A 16969-nucleotide genomic window follows, 5' to 3' on the forward strand; every position below is an offset into this window, starting at 1 on the left:
TTATCTACTGAGCAGTTAGGGTGTGTTTTCACTTGGGATATCTATGCTTAATGACATAGGCTCCCCATCGCGAATTATTTCTAACTGCAAATAATCTGCTTGCCGCAGTTGTACTACGGCTTCTTGTATTCTGCTGACATCGCTTAAATCGATGCCGTTTAATTCGGTTGCCACGTCTCCATTTTTCAAACCCAGCGTATTGAAAAGAGCTGGTTTGGGACCGGGAGAAACTCTAAACCCAATAAACTCACCATTCGAACGGTGGGGTCTCAGTGATATTAGTTCAGCAAAATTTTGTGGCGATTGCTGTAATTTTTGCCGTGCTTCTTGTACGGCTTTTTGGTTCTCAGTGGCAACTGTTTGCTCTTGGCTTGGTCCAACCGTAGATTGTTGACGACTATTTTGTAACGCTCGGTTTCTATTTCGGTTGGCTTCATCAAAGTCGATCCCTTCAAGCATCAACGTTTCGCGTGTAACTCTGTTTTTTATAATAACTCTGTCGGCATATATTTCGTCAAGTGTAACATTAGTACCGTCAATCTTATCACCAACACCATATGTCCCTTGTGTGTTTCGATAAGCCACAACCGCGGCACCAAGTTTTGGGTCGCTACTTAACACAACACCCGACAGCACCAAATTTAGCTTCGTTTCAGGCACATCGGTTATTGCTTCATTGCTGGGCTCCACCTCAACAGCTTCTGCATCGCCAAACAAGTTAAGCGCAAGAATATTGGAAATATCGGCGGTACGAGTTTGTGATGTATTGTTCTGAGCATTCTGCACTAGCATTGCGTTTTGTGAAGTTTGTTCTTTTTGCGGCATTAATTGCCAGGTCATTTTTGCAGCAAAAGCAACTAAATACAGGCTCAACAATAACACAATGACAAATATTAATTTGTTCTCGTGGCGATGATAAAAATCAGTGACTGTAGAAAGCGTTAAAGTGCTCATTCAATTAAATTTGATGTTTTGTTGGCTCATAAAGGTCAATGATAGCTAGTACGCGTGCTAGCTACAACCGTTGTGACGAAAACTTAGTTAAAAAGTTACATATATAGACTGTCTAAAATGGAATAAGTGCAACTTTTTGTTGCCAGATTCACTTTGCTTCGGTATTGCCGTGGTGTGTTATCGACACCAAGCCTATTTATGATAGTGGCACTGCACTTTTTTCGGCGTAATGATTCATCTCCAATTGAATCATTTGTGTACTTTAGATTTTGGCAAGATTATATGAAATGTTTTGTAATCTGTTAAACTACTAAGCATGAAACCACAAAAAATTGCATCAACAGAACCGGTTCGAATCGACAAGTGGCTTTGGGCTGCAAGGTTTTTTAAAACACGATCTTTAGCTCGGTCTGCGGTCCAAAGTGGCAAAATTAAGTATAACGGACAACAGTGCAAGCCGAGTAAAGCGGTTGAAGTAGGTGCGCAGATAAAGATTCCAACAGGCTACGATGAAAAAATAGTCATTGTAAACGCCATATTGGATAAGCGGCAGGGTGCACAGATTGCTCAGACACTTTATACAGAAACGCAAGAGAGTGCTGAGCAAAGAGAAAAGAATCAACAGGCACGCAAGCTAAGTGCTTTTCATAGCCCTCGGCCAGATTCGCGACCGGACAAAAAGCAGCGGCGTCAAATTATACAATTTAAGCAAAAGTAGACCCATACAACATGACAGATACACTCAACAGATTTTTGTTTGCAAACAGGCCTATCAGAGGCGAATTAGTCACTTTAGAAAAGAGCTTTCAAGAGACGCTGCGGGGAACAGAGTATCCAGTTGCGGTGCAAAAACTTTTAGGCGAATTAATGGCAGCCACTAGCTTGCTATGCGCAACACTCAAGTTTGAAGGCGAGATAGGCCTGCAAATTCAAAGTGAAGGCCTGATCAAATATGCGGTTATTACCGGCACGCATGAGCAAAAATTGAGGGGTGTAGCGCGTTGGGATGAAAGTGTTAATGAATTCCCTGACACCTTTTCTCAGTGGTTCGAAAAAGGTTATTTAGCGATTACTCTAAGCCCTTTGAAAGGTCAGCGCTATCAAGGAGTTGTTGCTTTAGACAAAGAAAACTTAGCAGAATGTTTAGAGGACTACTTTTTACAATCAGAACAACTGCTGACGAAAGTTATGTTGTTTGCTGATGTCACTGATCAAGCAAAAGCTGGTGGCATGCTTTTGCAAATTGTGCCTACTACCAGTGAAACAAGCAACGTGGTTAAAACACCAGACTTTGAACATGTCAGTATTATGGCTGAAACGCTTTCACAACAAGAAGTCTTAAATTTGCCGCATCAAGATATTGTGAAACGTTTATATCACGAAGACGACATCAGAATGTTTGAACCTCAAATAGTGATTTTTCATTGTGATTGTTCAAAGGAGCGCAGCGCAAATGCCTTGAAAAATGTGAGTAAGGAGGAGCTACTTTCTATCATCGAACAAGACGGCGAAATACAAATGGATTGCCAATTTTGTCTCGCCAAGTATAGTTTTGACAAAATTGACGTAGAAAACATTCATGGCCAGAACTTTGATGTAGGGCAAGCTTAGCGATTTTTGCTTTTCGCAGCCAAGATGATTCTATCACTAGCCATTATTGGTAGTGCGAAACCTGCGTTTAAGCCGCCATCAGGATGATTTTTGAACTGCATTTTGCCACCATGGCTTTCAATAATACGCTTCACTATGGCTAAACCTAATCCAGACCCTGAGCTCCCACGCGCAGCATCGCCCTGCATAAAAGGTGTGAAAAGGTCGTCTAACTTGCTTTCGTCTATGCCGTCGCCAAAGTCACGAATGGCGCAAAATATATATTTATTGTTTTCAACTAGTCCAGATTTAATTTTGATCTTATCGCTACCATATCGGAATGCGTTTTCGATCAAATTTTCGATAACTCGTTTTATACCAATTATTCTCAATTTAATTGGAGGTAATGGTTTTAAGTCGAGCTCTATATTGTGATTGGCTTCAATGCTTCGGGCATCTACTGATTCACTGATAAGGTCGTTTAAATTGGCAGTTTCCATTGCTTCTTGTTGATCTTGTCGGGCGTAATCAATAAATTGATCAATGATAGAATTTAAATCACCGATATCGTGGTCAATCCCGTCTTTGACCCATTCTTGTTCTTGCGGCAGCATCTCGCTGGCAAGTCTAATTCGGGTGAGTGGGGTGCGTAAATCATGAGAAATACCGGCAGTCATGATTATCCGGTCACTCTCAAGTTGTTTAATGCCTTGCGACATCTTATTAAAAGCCTCGGTTACAGCAACTACTTCGGTACTGCCTACGAGCGGCAGTGGTTCGGGAAAATGTCCTTTACCTACTTTTCTGGCTGCGGTTTGCAATGCCTGCAGGGGCCTATTTAGCCGCCTTACAAATAGCCAACCACCTGTCACACTCAAGGCACCAATCACTATAAAATACATGGTAAGTGGAGACAGTGATTTTTCATTTGCGCCTGCTAAAGGAATCGAAATCCATATATCAGTATTTTGAGGTGGTTTTATCCACACCACGTAGTCTTCGCCCGATTTAATTCTTATTTCGGTAAATGCCTGTAATTGTTCACTGACTTGCTGAGACATAAAATCGTAATAAGTTGCGTTTCCTAAGCCTGCGTGCAGGGCTGAAACTTCATCATGAAAACGCATGCCCGTGGTTTGTCTTAATTTCCACTTTTGCTCCTCAGTCAAGTCATTAATATCATGAACAAAAAAGGTGTTTATTTGGTTTGATATGAGTTTATTGATTTGCTTATAGCTGGGACTAATGAAGTAATGGGTCACCGACAGGTAAGACACTAATTGATTAATAAATAATAAGCCGCCAATTAACAGCGCCGTTTGCGCGAAGGTGCTGCTGGGGATGAACCGTGTAAAAAGTTGGCTAAACGCTGGTTTGGCCATCAGGCACAAATACGTAGCCTAGTCCCCATACGGTTTGTATATACCGCGGGTTGGCAGGGTCTTGCTCTAGCATGCGACGCAAACGTGACACTTGTACGTCGATACTTCTTTCTAAGGCACTGTAGTCTCTGCCTCTGGCCAAGTTCATAAGTTTGTCGCGTGAGAGGGGCTCCCTTGGATGTTGGACTAATGACTTAAGTACTGCAAACTCACCACTGGTTAAGGTCATGGGTTTGCCATCTTCACTCATTTCTCGGGTACCCAGATTAAGTTTAAAAGGACCAAATGTAACCAGTTGTTCTGATTGCGAGGGGGCACCAGGAGCTTCATTGGTTTTTCGCCTCAATACAGCTTTCGCTCTCGCTAAGAGTTCACGTGGATTAAAAGGCTTAGGCAAGTAATCATCAGCACCCATTTCAAGGCCAATAATACGGTCAACTTCGTCACCCTTTGCCGTAAGCATAATGATAGGAATTTCGTTTTCTTGTTGTCTAAGACGCCGACAAATTGATAAGCCGTCTTCGTCAGGCAGCATAAGGTCAAGCACCATTAAATGGAAATTTTCGCGTTCTAGTAGCCTATCCATTTGTTCGCCATTGGCCGCACTGCGAACTTGATAACCTTGTTCAAGTAAGTAACGCTCTAATAGAGAACGAAGTCTCATGTCATCGTCGACTACCAGAATTTTAGTTGTTTCTTGACCCATTATTCTTGACCCATTAAAACGTGCCTATGTTTGAATTGACTTGCCGAATCAACACCTATGCTTAAAATATAACGAAAACTCACGCATAAGCCAACAACGCTTATGTTTCATATTGTTTCAACTGCCTATATATTTACTTAAAGGCTACTTGACTAGCTATTTGGCTAGTCGTCTGCCACCCAGTCAACTTGCACACCGGCTCTTCGTTTCTTTTCCATCAGTTCATCAATAAGAGGTGTAAGGATCAATTCCATCGCAAGCCCCATCTTACCGCCAGGTACCACTAATGTATTCACTCTTGACATAAAGGAGCCATCAATCATTTTGAGTAAAAATGGAAAATCCATTTTAGTCATATCTCGTCGAAAGCGAACAACCACAAAGGACTCATCTTGCGACGGTATCTCGCGCGCACTAAAGGGGTTAGATGTGTCAACTGTAGGGACTCGTTGAAAATTGATATGAGTTCGCGAAAACTGCGGTGTAATAAAATGAAAATAGTCATCAAGACTTCGTACAATGCTGCTCATTACCGCATCTCGAGAGTGACCCCTGTCTGAAGTATCACGTACAATTTTCTGAATCCATTCTAGGTTTACTATAGGCACCATGCCTACAAGTAAATCAACATACGACGCGACGTCACAATCGTCGGTTTTTACACCACCATGCAAGCCTTCATAAAAGAGTAGGTCGGTTTTTTCGGGTAAATCTTGCCAAGGTGTAAAAGTCCCTGGCATTTGATTAAAGGGTACGGCTTCATCAAAAGTATGCAAATATTGCCGAAATTGCCCCTTACCTACTTCGCTGTATTGAGTGAATAATTGCTCCAGCAATTCAAAGTCATTCGCCTTTGGACCGAAATAACTAATATGTTTACCTTGCTCTTGGGCTTTACGAATTTCGACTTCCATTTCTGGGCGGGTAAAACGATGAAAACTATCGCCGCCAACAGAGGCTGCATTAATGTCCAGATTTCTGAAAATGTGCCTAATAGCATTGGTTGTTGTGGTCGTGCCAGCGCCAGACGAACCGGTTATGGCAATAATTGGATGTTTAATAGACATGATAATTTTCTTGAATTGTATACCCCATTTTTATGCATGGACGGGCGGGGCGTCAAGTTCTTTTCGAAATTAAGCGAGCGCGACGGGGTAAAAAATACCCCATCAATACAAACAAAAAGGCTTAATTTTCGCGTTTAATTGCACGGTAAGCGATGTCTGTTCTGAAGAAAACCTCGTCCCAGTGAATCTGCGCAAGCGCAGCGTAGGCGGTATCTTTAGCAGAAGAAATTGAATCGCCTAAACTGGTTACACACAGCACTCTACCGCCATTTGTAATTACCTTATTGTCAGCTTGCTTAGTGCCAGCATGAAATACTTTGGTGTTGGGATAGATTTTGTCTAATCCGCTAATGACTTTACCTTTGGCATAGGCTTCAGGATAACCACCAGCCGCCATAACCACACCAATAGCAGGACGAGGGTCAAACTCAATATGGGTACCTGCAAGTTTACCTTCACATGCTTTTACACATAAATCGACAATATCTGTTTTTAAGCGCAACATAATAGGCTGGGTTTCGGGGTCACCAAAACGGCAGTTAAACTCGATAACCTTGGGCTGGCCTTGCTGGTCTATCATCAGCCCAGCATATAAAAAGCCTTTGTAAGGAACTCCATCACTAAGCATGCCATTCACCGTTGGCATTATAACTTCAGCCATAATTTTTTTGTGGACTTCATCGCTTACAACTGGTGCTGGTGAGTACGCCCCCATGCCACCGGTATTAGGTCCTTTGTCTTCATTATATGCACGTTTATGATCTTGACTGGTAGCAAATGCAGCAACATTTTTGCCGTCAACCATCACAATAAAACTGGCTTCTTCGCCTTCTAAAAATTCTTCAATGACTACGCGACTACCCGCGTCGCCAAATTTATTGTCGGCAAGCATGTCATTAATTGCGTCGATGGCTTCTTGTTCGGTCATGGCAACAATGACGCCTTTCCCAGCGGCAAGTCCATCGGCTTTTATAACAATGGGTGCACCTTGCTTTTTAACATAAGCAATCGCTTGGTCAATCTCTTCAAACGTGGCGTATTCAGCAGTTGGAATATTATGTTTAGCCAAAAAATCTTTACTGAAGGATTTTGAGCCTTCTAATTGCGCTGCGGCTTTTGAAGGGCCAAAAATATTAAGGCCATTTGCTTCGAAGATGTCGACTACTCCGAGCACTAGCGGTTGTTCTGGACCTACAATGGTAAGACCAATACTATTCTCTTTTGCAAAAGCTAAAAGATTGTCAATGTCGTCTGCAGCAATATCAACATTACTCATGTTATTTTCTGTTTGGGTACCTGCATTACCCGGCGCCACAAACACATGCTCGACTTGCTCAGATTGCGCTGCTTTGTATGCCAATGCATGCTCTCTGCCACCGCCACCAATGACTAATACTTTCATTTTTGTTCTCGCTTGATACTCGTTTTTATAAAAGACTTATTATGCAAAAATTAGTTGTTTCTAATGATTAAAATGGCGCATACCTGTGAACACCATGGCAATGCCATGTTCATTGGCTGCATCAATGACTTCTTGGTCGCGCATTGAGCCACCTGGTTGGATAATAGCGGCTATACCGGCTTCAGCTGCAGCATCAATGCCGTCTCTGAACGGAAAAAACGCATCTGACGCCATCACACATCCTGCTACTTCTAAGCCTTCGTCAGCTGCTTTTATACCGGCTATTTTGGCTGAATATACTCTGCTCATTTGGCCCGCGCCCACACCTACCGTGGCTTGAGATGATGCATAAACGATGGCATTGGATTTAACGTATTTAGCCACTTTCCAAGTAAACAATAGATCACTTAATTGCGCTTCGCTCGGCGCCAATTTTGTAACAACTTTTAAATCGTCCAGCTCGACCATGCCAAAATCACGGTCTTGCACTAACAAACCGCCATTAACCCGTTTTAAGGTTTTTTCTTGGGTTAATTGACCATGCCAATCGCCGCATGCCAATACGCGAACATTAGCTTTAGCAGCAAGTATTTCTTGGGCATCATCATTAACACTTGGAGCAATAATCACTTCAACAAACTGTTGAGCAATAATCGCTTTGGCTGTTGCCGCATCGAGTGCTTTATTAAAAGCAATAATGCCACCAAAGGCTGACGTTGGATCGGTTTTAAATGCTTTTTGATATGCACTTTCAATGTTTGAGCAAACTGCTACACCACATGGATTAGCATGTTTGACTATAACACATGCAGGTTGATCAAATTCTTTAACGCATTCCAAAGCAGCATCGGTATCGGCAATATTGTTAAAGGAAAGTGCTTTTCCTTGTAGTTGTGTTGCGGTAGAAACTGATGCTTCTTCGATATTGTGTTCAACATAAAACGCTGCATTTTGATGGCTGTTTTCGCCGTAACGTAAGTCCTGTTTTTTCAGCATTTGCATACTGTAAGTGCGAGGAAACTCAAGAGGGGAATTTTTATCTTCTACTAAGCCACCAAAATAATTAGCGACCATTCCATCGTAACGAGCAGTGTGTTCAAAGGCTTTTACTGCAAGAGAAAAGCGTGTTGCATCAGATACACTATTAGTACTCTTTATTTGCTCCAGCACCTCGGCATAGTCATTTGGGTCAACCAAAATGGTCACGTCTTTATGATTTTTAGCGGATGCACGAACCATCGCTGGCCCGCCTATATCGATGTTTTCTATGGCATCTTCAAAAGTACAGTCTGGGTTTGCAACGGTTGCGGCAAAGGGATAAAGATTAACAACTACAATATCAATAGGGGTAATTTCATGCTTAGACATGGTGTTTGCGTCTACATCGCGTCGTCCCAAAATACCACCATGTATTTTAGGATGGAGTGTTTTAACACGCCCGTCCATAATTTCTGGGTGCCCGGTATGTTCGCTCACATCTTTTACGTCAATATTTTCTTGTCGTAATAAAAACGCTGTGCCGCCGGTAGAAAGGATTTCTACGCCCATGTCGTGAAGGGTTTTTGCGAACTCAACAATGCCTGTTTTGTCTGATACGCTCAATAGTGCCCGTGATATTTTGCTAGTGTTTTGCATGTGGTGCTCTTATCTGGAATTTTGATAAAAAAAAGAGCGCAAACAGACGCTCTTTATGGATTTTTATGCTTAGCCTAAACCGCATTGCTTAAGCTTTTTACGCAATGTGCCACGGTTGATGCCCATTAGATTTGCTGCTCTGGTTTGGTTGCCGCGTGTATAAGTCATTACTTCTTCTAGCAAAGGCGCTTCTATTTCAGCAAGAACGAGTTCATACAAGTTGTCTATATCTTGGTTATTCAATTCTTTTAAGTACTTATTGACAGCCTGTTTAACCGAAGAACGTAAAGGTTTTTGGGCTTGTGTTTGGGTAGGTGTTGTGACCGTCGTAGTAAACGGAGAAGTAAGGTTTTGATCGAACATTGTATGTGACAGCTCTCTTTTATTAGTCTAAATTAGGCTACATCGCAATTGCTGCTAAGGGCATTGCTGTGTAACGATGAAAAATAGTATGTTAATGCTTCTAATTGTTCTTCGGCGTCTTCGATTGCATTAAAGGAACGCCTAAATTCACGATTTGGATCGTACGAAGCGATATACCATCCGACGTGTTTTCTTGCTATTTGAGACCCTTTTTTCACCCCATATAACTGATGAATTTCACGCACATGATCAACAGAAATTTGAGCAAGTTCCTCAAAACTTGGGTTGGGTACCTGCGCACCACTTTCTAAATAAGCTGCAATTTGCTTAAAAATCCAAGGTTTACCTTGTGCAGCTCGGCCAATCATTAACCCATCGGCACCGGTATAGTCGAGAACCTGTTTTGCTTGCTCTGCGCTAACCACATCTCCATTTGCTACAATGGGAATATTTACCGACTGTTTAATTGCTTTAATGGTGTCGTATTCTGCATTACCTTTAAACATGCAGGCTTTTGTTCTTCCATGTACAGCCAACGATTTAATGCCGCTACCTTCAGCAATTTTGGCTATTTCAACGCCGTTTTTATTTTCTTGATCCCAGCCAGTACGAATTTTCAGGGTTACAGGTACTTTTACTGCATCTACCACCGCTAATAAAATTTCTTCTACTAGTTTAGGTTGCTGTAACAGAGCAGACCCCGCCAATTTCTTATTCACCTTTTTTGCTGGGCAACCCATGTTGATATCAACAATTTGTGCCCCGCGTTCTACATTAAATTGTGCCGCTTGTGCCATTAATATAGGTTCGCTTCCAGCGATTTGTACTGACCTAATACCCACTTCACCATCATGATTCATGCGCGCTAGGGATTTTTCAGTGTTCCATACTCTCGGATTAGACGAGAGCATTTCAGAAACCACCAATCCAGCACCCATTTTCATGCACAAACGTCGGAAAGGTCTGTCTGTGACCCCCGCCATTGGCGCTAGAATAAGATTATTTCGCAGTTTATACGGACCTATTTGCATATGCTAAGGCAACCCTCAAATTGGGCGCGTATGTTAATCGTTTTTGCAGGCTTTTTAAAGGCTATTTTTTAATCAATTTGACAAAAATATGCTTGACTTAGGAATTTTTAACGGCGTTTAGACGCAGCCACTCACCTTCTATCGCAGGCGCCGCAAAAACAAAACTATCGGAGTAATGCGCTTCTACAGCTTTTTGCTGTTCTAACAAGATACCAGACATCAGCAATTTACCGCCGGGTCGACAAAAGTCAGAGATAGTATTCGACAAAGACTTTAAGGGTGCTGCTAAAATATTTGCCAATACTACGTCGGCTTGTATTGAGGGTTGGTGCTCAGTTAAATAAAGTGAGAGTCTGTCGTCGACCCCATTGCGCTGTGCATTGTCTTTGCTAGCAATAAGCGCTTGTGGATCAATATCGATACCAATCACCTTACTGGCGCCGAGCATTAAAGCCGCTAATGACAGTACACCAGACCCACACCCGAAATCCACCACAGTTTTCCCAGCTAAGTCGGTAGCGTCTAGCCATTGCAAACATAAGGATGTGGTAGGGTGAGTGCCTGTACCAAATGCAAGGCCAGGGTCTAGTTTAATATTGACAGCGTTTGGGTCGGGGGGTGTTTGCCAACTTGGGCATATCCATAAGCGGTCACCAAATTGCATGGGATGGAAGTCTTTCATCCACTCGCGTTCCCAGTTTTTTTCTTCGAGTTGATCAAACTCAACAAAGCAATCGCTATGACCTGCCATTGCTTGAATTATTTGCTCTTTAAGGGCAATGAGATCTTCACTCGCGTCGTATAAGCCAATTACCTGAGTATCGGGCCACAACAATACTTCGCCAGGTTTAGGTTCGTAAACGGGAGTATCTTTGGCGTCGACAAAGGTCACCGCTTGGGCACCATGTGTTTCAAGAATATCGCTTATAGTTTCAGCATATGCCCCTTTGAGGCTTATTTTTATTTGTTGCCACGCCATTTATTTTTTACTTTTGTTGTGATTCTAAGGCTTCAATTTCTTTCCAAATTCCTTCTGCCTCGGCAGTTAACATTGAATAAGTTTTGATATCGCCTTTACGTTGCGCAAGCATAGCCTGTTCAAGTTTTATATCATAAGTTTTTCTGAGTTTTTTGCTAGGGTTTGATTTAAATAAGCCGAACATAGTTTTCTCTTTGAGTTTGTATTCTATTCTTATACGATAAACATGCTTAATTGTTTACTAATAGTCGCATTGAATGCCAAATATGAAATTTATTTCAATAATTCATGCACTTGCATATTTACTCGTAAGTAGAAAAGGTATTATGAGGTCACTAACGGTGTTTGCTTCAACTCAACAAGGTAGAAAGTTTTATGAAACTGCTTAAATGGTTTTCAGTGATGGTAGTTTTCATGATTTTTGTATTATCGATTGGTATTTATATTTTGGTGTCGGAACGTAATTTTGATTCAGAAAGCAAAGCTCTTTTTACCGAAAAACATCCATTGCCTCCAAACGATGGACAAAATACAAGCTCGTTAAGGGCCAAATATTTTGGGACTAGCACGATTTTATTTAATGATGGTGCTCAATCTATCTTAATTGATGGCTTTTTTTCACGCCCTAGTTTGTCAACAATTCTCTTTAGAGACTTTGAACCTTTGCCTACTTCAGATATTGACGCAATATTAAGTGATGCAGGTATTTCTGATTTACAGACAGTTGCAGTTGTTCATTCTCATCATGACCACGCTATGGATTCTACTTGTATCGCCAATAGTCAAGGCGCCATTTTAGCAGGTTCACCGTCAACGATGAATATTAGTTGTAAAGGAGAGGTGGTAAAAGAACAGTTTGTGGTTGATTTTCGTGATTCAACAGAAACCTCGATGACGCAAGTTTTTGGTAACTATACACTCACATTTATAAAGTCTAAACACTCTCCCACTGAAGGCGCTGCAGCAGAGCTCCTTGGTATTGGTCAACCTATTCATAGCTTGATTACGCCACCATTGGGCATAAGGGCTTATGCTGAAGGGCAAAGTTATTCTATTTTGATTGAACACGACAAAGGCAATGTGCTAGTACATGCTAGTGCTGGCTTTTTGCCCGATGTATTACTTTCCGAGTTACAAGATAAGCGGATTGATTGGCTATTTTTGGGTGTCGCTAATATCAAAGAAGATTATGTAAATGACTATTTTGCACACACAGTTGCGCCTGCACGTGCAAAATATATTGTCCCTGTGCATTGGGATGATTTCACCCGTAGTTCAAGTGAAACCCTTTATCCTGCTCGCGCTATTTTTGGTGATTTCAGTTTAGAAATCGAATTGCTTGCGAACTGGCTACAAAAATCAGAACAACAAGGAAGAATCAATAAAACACATTTAGTGTTAATGAACATGGGTGATGAGGTAAGTATTTCAGCTTCGCAATAACACTGCCGAAAAGTTAGAATGTCCTTACCTTAGCAAGGACATCTTAGTGTGTATTTACTTTTCGCGATCTAGCTTTTTCTCTAAATAGTGAATGTTTGTGCCACCATTAAAGAAGTTTTCGTCTAGCATAATACGTTGTTGTAGAGGCACATTGGTCTTAATACCGTCTATTACTAATTCGTCTAAAGAATGACGCATTCTGGCGATTGCTTCGTCACGGCTTTCACCGAAGGTAATTAGTTTACCAATCATCGAATCATAGTAAGGCGGAACGGTGTAACCCGAATAAATGTGCGACTCCCATCTTACGCCAAGTCCACCTGGTGCATGGAACATCTTTATTTTTCCGGGACTAGGAATGAAGCTTTCTGGATCTTCAGCATTGATACGGCATTCTATTGCATGACCCCGAACTTTAATTTGTGATTGTTCTATCGATAATGGTTGTCCTGCGGCAATTCGCAATTGTTCTTTAATGAGGTCAACACCAGTAACCATCTCAGTGACAGGGTGTTCAACTTGAATACGAGTATTCATTTCAATGAAGTAAAATTCGCCGTTTTCGTATAAAAACTCAAAAGTACCTGCGCCGCGATAGCCAATTTCAATGCACGCTCTGCGGCAACGATCACCTATTTTTTCGCGCATTGACTCAGAAATTCCTGGTGCGGGTGCTTCTTCTACCACTTTTTGGTGACGGCGCTGCATTGAACAGTCACGTTCACCTAAATGAATAGCGTTACCTTGACCATCAGAAAGTACCTGTATTTCTATATGCCGTGGATTTTCGAGGTACTTTTCCATGTACACAATGTCGTTATTAAATGCAGCACCGGCTTCTTGTTTCGTGGCGCGCACCGACTCATCGAGTTCAGCTTCGCTTCTAACAACGCGCATTCCGCGACCACCACCACCGCCAGCCGCTTTAACTATCATTGGATAGCCAATGCGTTTCGCTATTGCTTTGTTCTTTTCGAGATCATCACCAAGTGGGCCATCAGATCCAGGTACGCAAGGCACACCGGCTTTTCGCATCGCACTGATTGCAGAAACTTTATCGCCCATTAAATTAATTGTGTCGGCCGTTGGGCCAATAAATACAAAACCGCTTTTTTCGACGGCTTCCGCAAAATCAGCGCTTTCTGATAAAAAACCATAGCCAGGGTGTATTGCAATTGCGTTAGTAACTTCTGCAGCCGCAATAAGGCGCGGGATATTTAAGTAACTTTCCATTGCTGGAGCATTACCAATACAGATTGATTCGTCAGCAAGTAATACGTGTTTTAGATTACGATCAGCCGTAGAGTGCGCAGCCACCGTTTTGATGCCCAGTTCTTTGCAGGCACGCAATATACGTAGCGCAATTTCGCCACGATTAGCAATTAAGACTTTATCCAACATAATGTTGCCCTTTATTCAATGATGAAAAGAGCTTGTTCAAACTCAACAGCTTCTTGGTTAGCAACAAGGATATCTTTTATGATGCCGTCGGTATCAGACTCAATTTGGTTCATCATTTTCATGGCTTCAATAATGCAAAGGGTATCACCCTTACTCACTTTTTGGCCTACTTCAGCAAAAGGTTTAGCTTCTGGTGAAGATGAACGGTAAAAAGTACCTACCATTGGTGATTTAACAACATGTCCGGTGGCCTTTGCAGGCTCAGCAGCCGGCGCTGTTTCTACTGCGGGTGCAGCTGCTGGCATTGGTGCTACAGGTTGTGGCGCATAAATAGGAGCGGGTTGGGTAGAGCCACCTCTATGTATACGAACAGACTCCTCGCCCTCTGTAATCTCAAGTTCGGCAATGCCAGACTCTTCAACTAATTCGATAAGCTTTTTAATCTTTCTAATGTCCATGTTTTAGCCTTATTAATCGTTATTATATGGTTACTGTTGTGTCGTAATTTATTTCTGTAAAGTGGTGACCAAAGCGTCGAAAGCGTAATCGTAGCCCTTTGCACCTAATCCAACAATTGTGCCTATGGCGATGTCAGAAAAATAAGAATGATGTCGAAAATTTTCACGTTGGTGCACATTAGAAATGTGTACCTCAACAAAAGGAATGGCGACCCCAGCCAATGCATCTCTTATCGCAACACTCGTGTGAGTATATGCCGCTGGGTTAATAATGATGCCGTCTATAACGCCTTTAGACTTATGTATACGCTCGATAATTTCGTGTTCAGCATTTGATTGGCAACAAGAAACTGCCACATTTTTTTGTTGCGCTAAGTCTTTTAACGAGTTTTCGATATCCTCTAAACGAATTTGTCCGTATAAATCGGGTTGGCGAGTACCTAGTAAATTAAGGTTGGGGCCATTTAATAGTAAAATATGCATTAAAATACTCGTTATTGGACTTATTTAAGCAAATTCTGCAGACATCGTTAAAAAACGGAAAAATTACACTGCTGTCTGAAAAAAATCGACGTCCGAAATCAATATTTTGTAAAATAACACAGATTGTGAGTGATTTTCAGCTTTTTACTGGTCTTATCAGCGAAGTTGTCGACTATTTTGCGTAAATTATGAACAATATTTTTGAATTAAGATCTTATCTTCTCGAATGCAAGCGTTACAAATGATGCCTTTAATATTATTGTCTTAAAAACTCAATATTTATCTATCAATTTTCAGTTGATGACCGATAACATATTTATGTTGGATAACAAAAAAGTATTTGTTTAACGTGGCAATACCAAACACTGATGATTTATCTTCAAAATATAGCCAACTGCTAAGCCGCTTAACGCGAGCTTGGGCGGTATGCCGTCGGGATGAACTAGCCTCACTAGATAACTTCATTGCGTCTTGCGATGCATTGTATACCTTTAGTAAAGCACATGATTTTTCAGCATTAAATTCACTACTGTCGAAAGTATTGACAGTGTGTAACAGCATTAAGCAAACAAATCGAAATGACAAAAACGCCGCTAAAGAAATTGAATGGTTACTTAACCAATTACTAAGAAGTAGTTCTGACAATGTTTCCCCGTTTATAAAGTCGGCTAATGCGCTTAAGTATACAAATGACAAAGCCAGCGGCACTTTGGACGAACAAGTCGAACCAGAGGTTTTAGTTGACGACGCTGAACTTATATCCAGTCGCAATTTGTCGAGACAAAAGACCAATATTGTTGTTATTGATGACCAGGTCTCTATCGGCAAAGCGCTAACAATGACACTAGAAGATTTTTCTTTGAATGCCCAGTTCTTTGAATCGATAGAAGCATTTAAAGAGGTAATGAAGGATATTGCCGTAGATCTAGTGTTGCTCGATATTATGATGCCCAATGTGACTCAAGAGCAAGTATTTGAATTTGCAAATGAGTTAGTAAAAAAAGATATCAAGGTGATTAGCTGCTCTGCTACTTTTACCCTTGAAACAAGGTTACTCGCTGTAAGGGCAGAAGTATCAGACTATATTGTAAAACCGATTAATACTTATGTGCTAGTAGAAAAAATAAGCCGTGTTTTAGAATGGCAAAAACGCGCAAAATTTAATGTAGTTATTGTTGATGATCAACAGACTATGGGCGAGTTTTATAAAACTATGTTAGAACAAGCCGGCTGTAACGTGAAATTTTTTAAGTCTGCGGCGTTGCTATTTAATTCATTAGAAGACTTAAGCCCTGATATATTTTTGTTAGATATGAATATGCCTGATGTAAATGGCGTAGAAATAGCAAAAATGTTGCGACAAGAACAAAAATTTGAATTTGTGCCTATTATTTTTATCACTGCAGAAGAAAATAAAGAAGAGCATTTGTTGGCCCTAGAGGCAGGTGCAGACGACATAATTACAAAATCTTTGCCGATTCAGCAAATTACACGTCAAATTAATCATCGTTTAATGCGGGCTTCAGAACTCAAAGCGTTTGTTGCTACTGATCAGCTAACGGGTGTGTTAAATCATGGCCAAATAGTTGAAACAGCGAATCAAACCATACGCCTATCCAATCGTCGCAAAACATCCACAGCTATTGCCGTAATTGATGTAGATCGATTTAAGTTAGTCAATGACCACTACGGTCATCTTATGGGTGATAAAGTATTGTGCGTATTAGGCCAGCTTTTGTCGGCTTCCGTGCGTGAAACAGACCATGTTGGTCGCTACGGCGGAGAAGAATTTGTGATTGTGTTTGTCGATTGCGAACTAGACCATGCGGCAAGGAAAGTCCAATATATCAAAGATACATTTAATCGTATGAAGTTTAATAGCGAGGGCACTAAAGAGCAATTTTCGGTGAGTTTTTCTGCCGGCGTGGTCGACTTACTGGCATTTGATAATATTCAAGAAGCGATTGGCAGTGCAGATAAAGCCTTATATAAAGCGAAAGAACAAGGACGCAACAAAGTTATAAAATATCGCCTTAAGTAAAGCTAACCCGCGATTAACAATCCTTTAAAGCTCT

Annotated in this window: 17 protein-coding genes; 4 read left to right on the forward strand and 13 right to left on the reverse strand. The window is 41.3% G+C overall.

Annotated elements, in window-relative coordinates; genetic code table 11:
• Positions 1-15: 15 nt before the first annotated feature.
• The gene (gspC, locus tag RM552_RS10155; RefSeq protein WP_311368721.1) at positions 16-954 is read right to left on the reverse strand and encodes a type II secretion system protein GspC; all 939 of its coding nucleotides are present in this window, start codon (positions 952-954) and stop codon (positions 16-18) included.
• A gap of 316 nt (positions 955-1270) precedes the next feature.
• On the opposite strand from gspC, the gene hslR reads away from it, so the two are divergent.
• Positions 1271-1672 carry a ribosome-associated heat shock protein Hsp15 gene (gene hslR / locus RM552_RS10160; protein ID WP_311368722.1) on the forward strand — a complete coding sequence of 134 codons (402 nt, stop codon included), beginning with the start codon at positions 1271-1273 and terminating at the stop codon, positions 1670-1672.
• Between the two features lie 11 nt (positions 1673-1683).
• Positions 1684-2565, forward strand: coding sequence for an Hsp33 family molecular chaperone HslO (gene hslO, locus RM552_RS10165; RefSeq protein ID WP_311368723.1), 882 nt, complete (start codon positions 1684-1686; stop codon positions 2563-2565).
• On the opposite strand, the gene envZ is transcribed toward hslO, so the two are convergent.
• From envZ to RM552_RS10210, 9 genes are all read right to left on the reverse strand, one after another.
• Entirely contained in the window at positions 2562-3926 is a 1365-nt protein-coding gene (envZ, locus tag RM552_RS10170; RefSeq protein WP_311368724.1) for a two-component system sensor histidine kinase EnvZ, read from the reverse strand. The two genes, hslO and envZ, sit on opposite strands and share 4 nt — an antisense overlap.
• Complete coding sequence (ompR, locus tag RM552_RS10175) at positions 3907-4632, reverse strand: osmolarity response regulator transcription factor OmpR (RefSeq protein ID WP_311368725.1); 726 nt, start codon at positions 4630-4632, stop codon at positions 3907-3909. The genes envZ and ompR overlap by 20 nt, the downstream gene beginning before the upstream one ends.
• A gap of 164 nt (positions 4633-4796) precedes the next feature.
• Positions 4797-5699, reverse strand: a complete 903-nt coding sequence (locus RM552_RS10180; RefSeq protein ID WP_311368726.1) for a phosphoribulokinase — start codon at positions 5697-5699, stop codon at positions 4797-4799.
• A 121-nt stretch (positions 5700-5820) separates the two neighbouring features.
• Positions 5821-7101, reverse strand: coding sequence for a phosphoribosylamine--glycine ligase (purD, locus tag RM552_RS10185; protein ID WP_311368727.1), 1281 nt, complete (start codon positions 7099-7101; stop codon positions 5821-5823).
• A gap of 60 nt (positions 7102-7161) precedes the next feature.
• A complete protein-coding gene (gene purH / locus RM552_RS10190) occupies positions 7162-8736 on the reverse strand; it encodes a bifunctional phosphoribosylaminoimidazolecarboxamide formyltransferase/IMP cyclohydrolase (RefSeq protein WP_311368728.1) in 1575 nt (524 codons plus the stop codon).
• A gap of 69 nt (positions 8737-8805) precedes the next feature.
• Complete coding sequence (gene fis, locus RM552_RS10195; protein ID WP_311368729.1) at positions 8806-9099, reverse strand: DNA-binding transcriptional regulator Fis; 294 nt, start codon at positions 9097-9099, stop codon at positions 8806-8808.
• A gap of 32 nt (positions 9100-9131) precedes the next feature.
• On the reverse strand, positions 9132-10130 hold the full coding sequence (dusB, locus tag RM552_RS10200) for a tRNA dihydrouridine synthase DusB (protein ID WP_311368730.1): 999 nt from the start codon (positions 10128-10130) through the stop codon (positions 9132-9134).
• 97 nt (positions 10131-10227) lie between these two features.
• Positions 10228-11109, reverse strand: coding sequence for a 50S ribosomal protein L11 methyltransferase (gene prmA, locus RM552_RS10205; RefSeq protein WP_311368731.1), 882 nt, complete (start codon positions 11107-11109; stop codon positions 10228-10230).
• Between the two features lie 7 nt (positions 11110-11116).
• The gene (locus RM552_RS10210) at positions 11117-11293 is read right to left on the reverse strand and encodes a DUF6435 family protein (protein ID WP_311368732.1); all 177 of its coding nucleotides are present in this window, start codon (positions 11291-11293) and stop codon (positions 11117-11119) included.
• Between the two features lie 191 nt (positions 11294-11484).
• Between RM552_RS10210 and RM552_RS10215 the strand changes: the two genes are divergently transcribed.
• Positions 11485-12552 (forward strand): MBL fold metallo-hydrolase, encoded by a 1068-nt coding sequence (locus RM552_RS10215; protein ID WP_311368733.1) that lies wholly within the window; start codon positions 11485-11487, stop codon positions 12550-12552.
• Positions 12553-12606: 54 nt separating this feature from the next.
• Here RM552_RS10215 and accC read toward each other — a convergent pair whose 3' ends face one another.
• From accC to aroQ, 3 genes are read right to left on the reverse strand one after another with little or no spacing between them, the layout of a single operon-like run.
• The gene (accC, locus tag RM552_RS10220; protein ID WP_311368734.1) at positions 12607-13953 is read right to left on the reverse strand and encodes an acetyl-CoA carboxylase biotin carboxylase subunit; all 1347 of its coding nucleotides are present in this window, start codon (positions 13951-13953) and stop codon (positions 12607-12609) included.
• A gap of 11 nt (positions 13954-13964) precedes the next feature.
• A complete protein-coding gene (gene accB, locus RM552_RS10225; RefSeq protein ID WP_311368735.1) occupies positions 13965-14411 on the reverse strand; it encodes an acetyl-CoA carboxylase biotin carboxyl carrier protein in 447 nt (148 codons plus the stop codon).
• A 48-nt stretch (positions 14412-14459) separates the two neighbouring features.
• The gene (gene aroQ, locus RM552_RS10230) at positions 14460-14894 is read right to left on the reverse strand and encodes a type II 3-dehydroquinate dehydratase (RefSeq protein ID WP_311368736.1); all 435 of its coding nucleotides are present in this window, start codon (positions 14892-14894) and stop codon (positions 14460-14462) included.
• A 349-nt stretch (positions 14895-15243) separates the two neighbouring features.
• On the opposite strand from aroQ, the gene RM552_RS10235 reads away from it, so the two are divergent.
• Positions 15244-16935, forward strand: coding sequence for a GGDEF domain-containing response regulator (locus RM552_RS10235; RefSeq protein WP_311368737.1), 1692 nt, complete (start codon positions 15244-15246; stop codon positions 16933-16935).
• The last annotated feature ends 34 nt before the right edge of the window (positions 16936-16969 follow it).

The sequence above is a fragment of the Glaciecola petra genome (assembly GCF_031846345.1).
Classification (GTDB): Bacteria; Pseudomonadota; Gammaproteobacteria; order Enterobacterales; family Alteromonadaceae; genus Glaciecola; species Glaciecola petra.

What these genes read in the sequence shown, in the direction of transcription:
- RM552_RS10180 (WP_311368726.1), bottom strand. Translation starts at nt 5,699, where the DNA reads ATGTCTATTAAACATCCAATTATTGCCATAACCGGTTCGTCTGGCGCT.
- purD (WP_311368727.1), bottom strand. Translation starts at nt 7,101, where the DNA reads ATGAAAGTATTAGTCATTGGTGGCGGTGGCAGAGAGCATGCATTGGCA.
- hslR (WP_311368722.1), top strand. Translation starts at nt 1,271, where the DNA reads ATGAAACCACAAAAAATTGCATCAACAGAACCGGTTCGAATCGACAAG.
- hslO (WP_311368723.1), top strand. Translation starts at nt 1,684, where the DNA reads ATGACAGATACACTCAACAGATTTTTGTTTGCAAACAGGCCTATCAGA.
- aroQ (WP_311368736.1), bottom strand. Translation starts at nt 14,894, where the DNA reads ATGCATATTTTACTATTAAATGGCCCCAACCTTAATTTACTAGGTACT.
- envZ (WP_311368724.1), bottom strand. Translation starts at nt 3,926, where the DNA reads ATGGCCAAACCAGCGTTTAGCCAACTTTTTACACGGTTCATCCCCAGC.
- accB (WP_311368735.1), bottom strand. Translation starts at nt 14,411, where the DNA reads ATGGACATTAGAAAGATTAAAAAGCTTATCGAATTAGTTGAAGAGTCT.
- accC (WP_311368734.1), bottom strand. Translation starts at nt 13,953, where the DNA reads ATGTTGGATAAAGTCTTAATTGCTAATCGTGGCGAAATTGCGCTACGT.
- RM552_RS10215 (WP_311368733.1), top strand. Translation starts at nt 11,485, where the DNA reads ATGAAACTGCTTAAATGGTTTTCAGTGATGGTAGTTTTCATGATTTTT.
- purH (WP_311368728.1), bottom strand. Translation starts at nt 8,736, where the DNA reads ATGCAAAACACTAGCAAAATATCACGGGCACTATTGAGCGTATCAGAC.
- fis (WP_311368729.1), bottom strand. Translation starts at nt 9,099, where the DNA reads ATGTTCGATCAAAACCTTACTTCTCCGTTTACTACGACGGTCACAACA.
- dusB (WP_311368730.1), bottom strand. Translation starts at nt 10,130, where the DNA reads ATGCAAATAGGTCCGTATAAACTGCGAAATAATCTTATTCTAGCGCCA.
- gspC (WP_311368721.1), bottom strand. Translation starts at nt 954, where the DNA reads ATGAGCACTTTAACGCTTTCTACAGTCACTGATTTTTATCATCGCCAC.
- prmA (WP_311368731.1), bottom strand. Translation starts at nt 11,109, where the DNA reads ATGGCGTGGCAACAAATAAAAATAAGCCTCAAAGGGGCATATGCTGAA.
- ompR (WP_311368725.1), bottom strand. Translation starts at nt 4,632, where the DNA reads ATGGGTCAAGAAACAACTAAAATTCTGGTAGTCGACGATGACATGAGA.
- RM552_RS10210 (WP_311368732.1), bottom strand. Translation starts at nt 11,293, where the DNA reads ATGTTCGGCTTATTTAAATCAAACCCTAGCAAAAAACTCAGAAAAACT.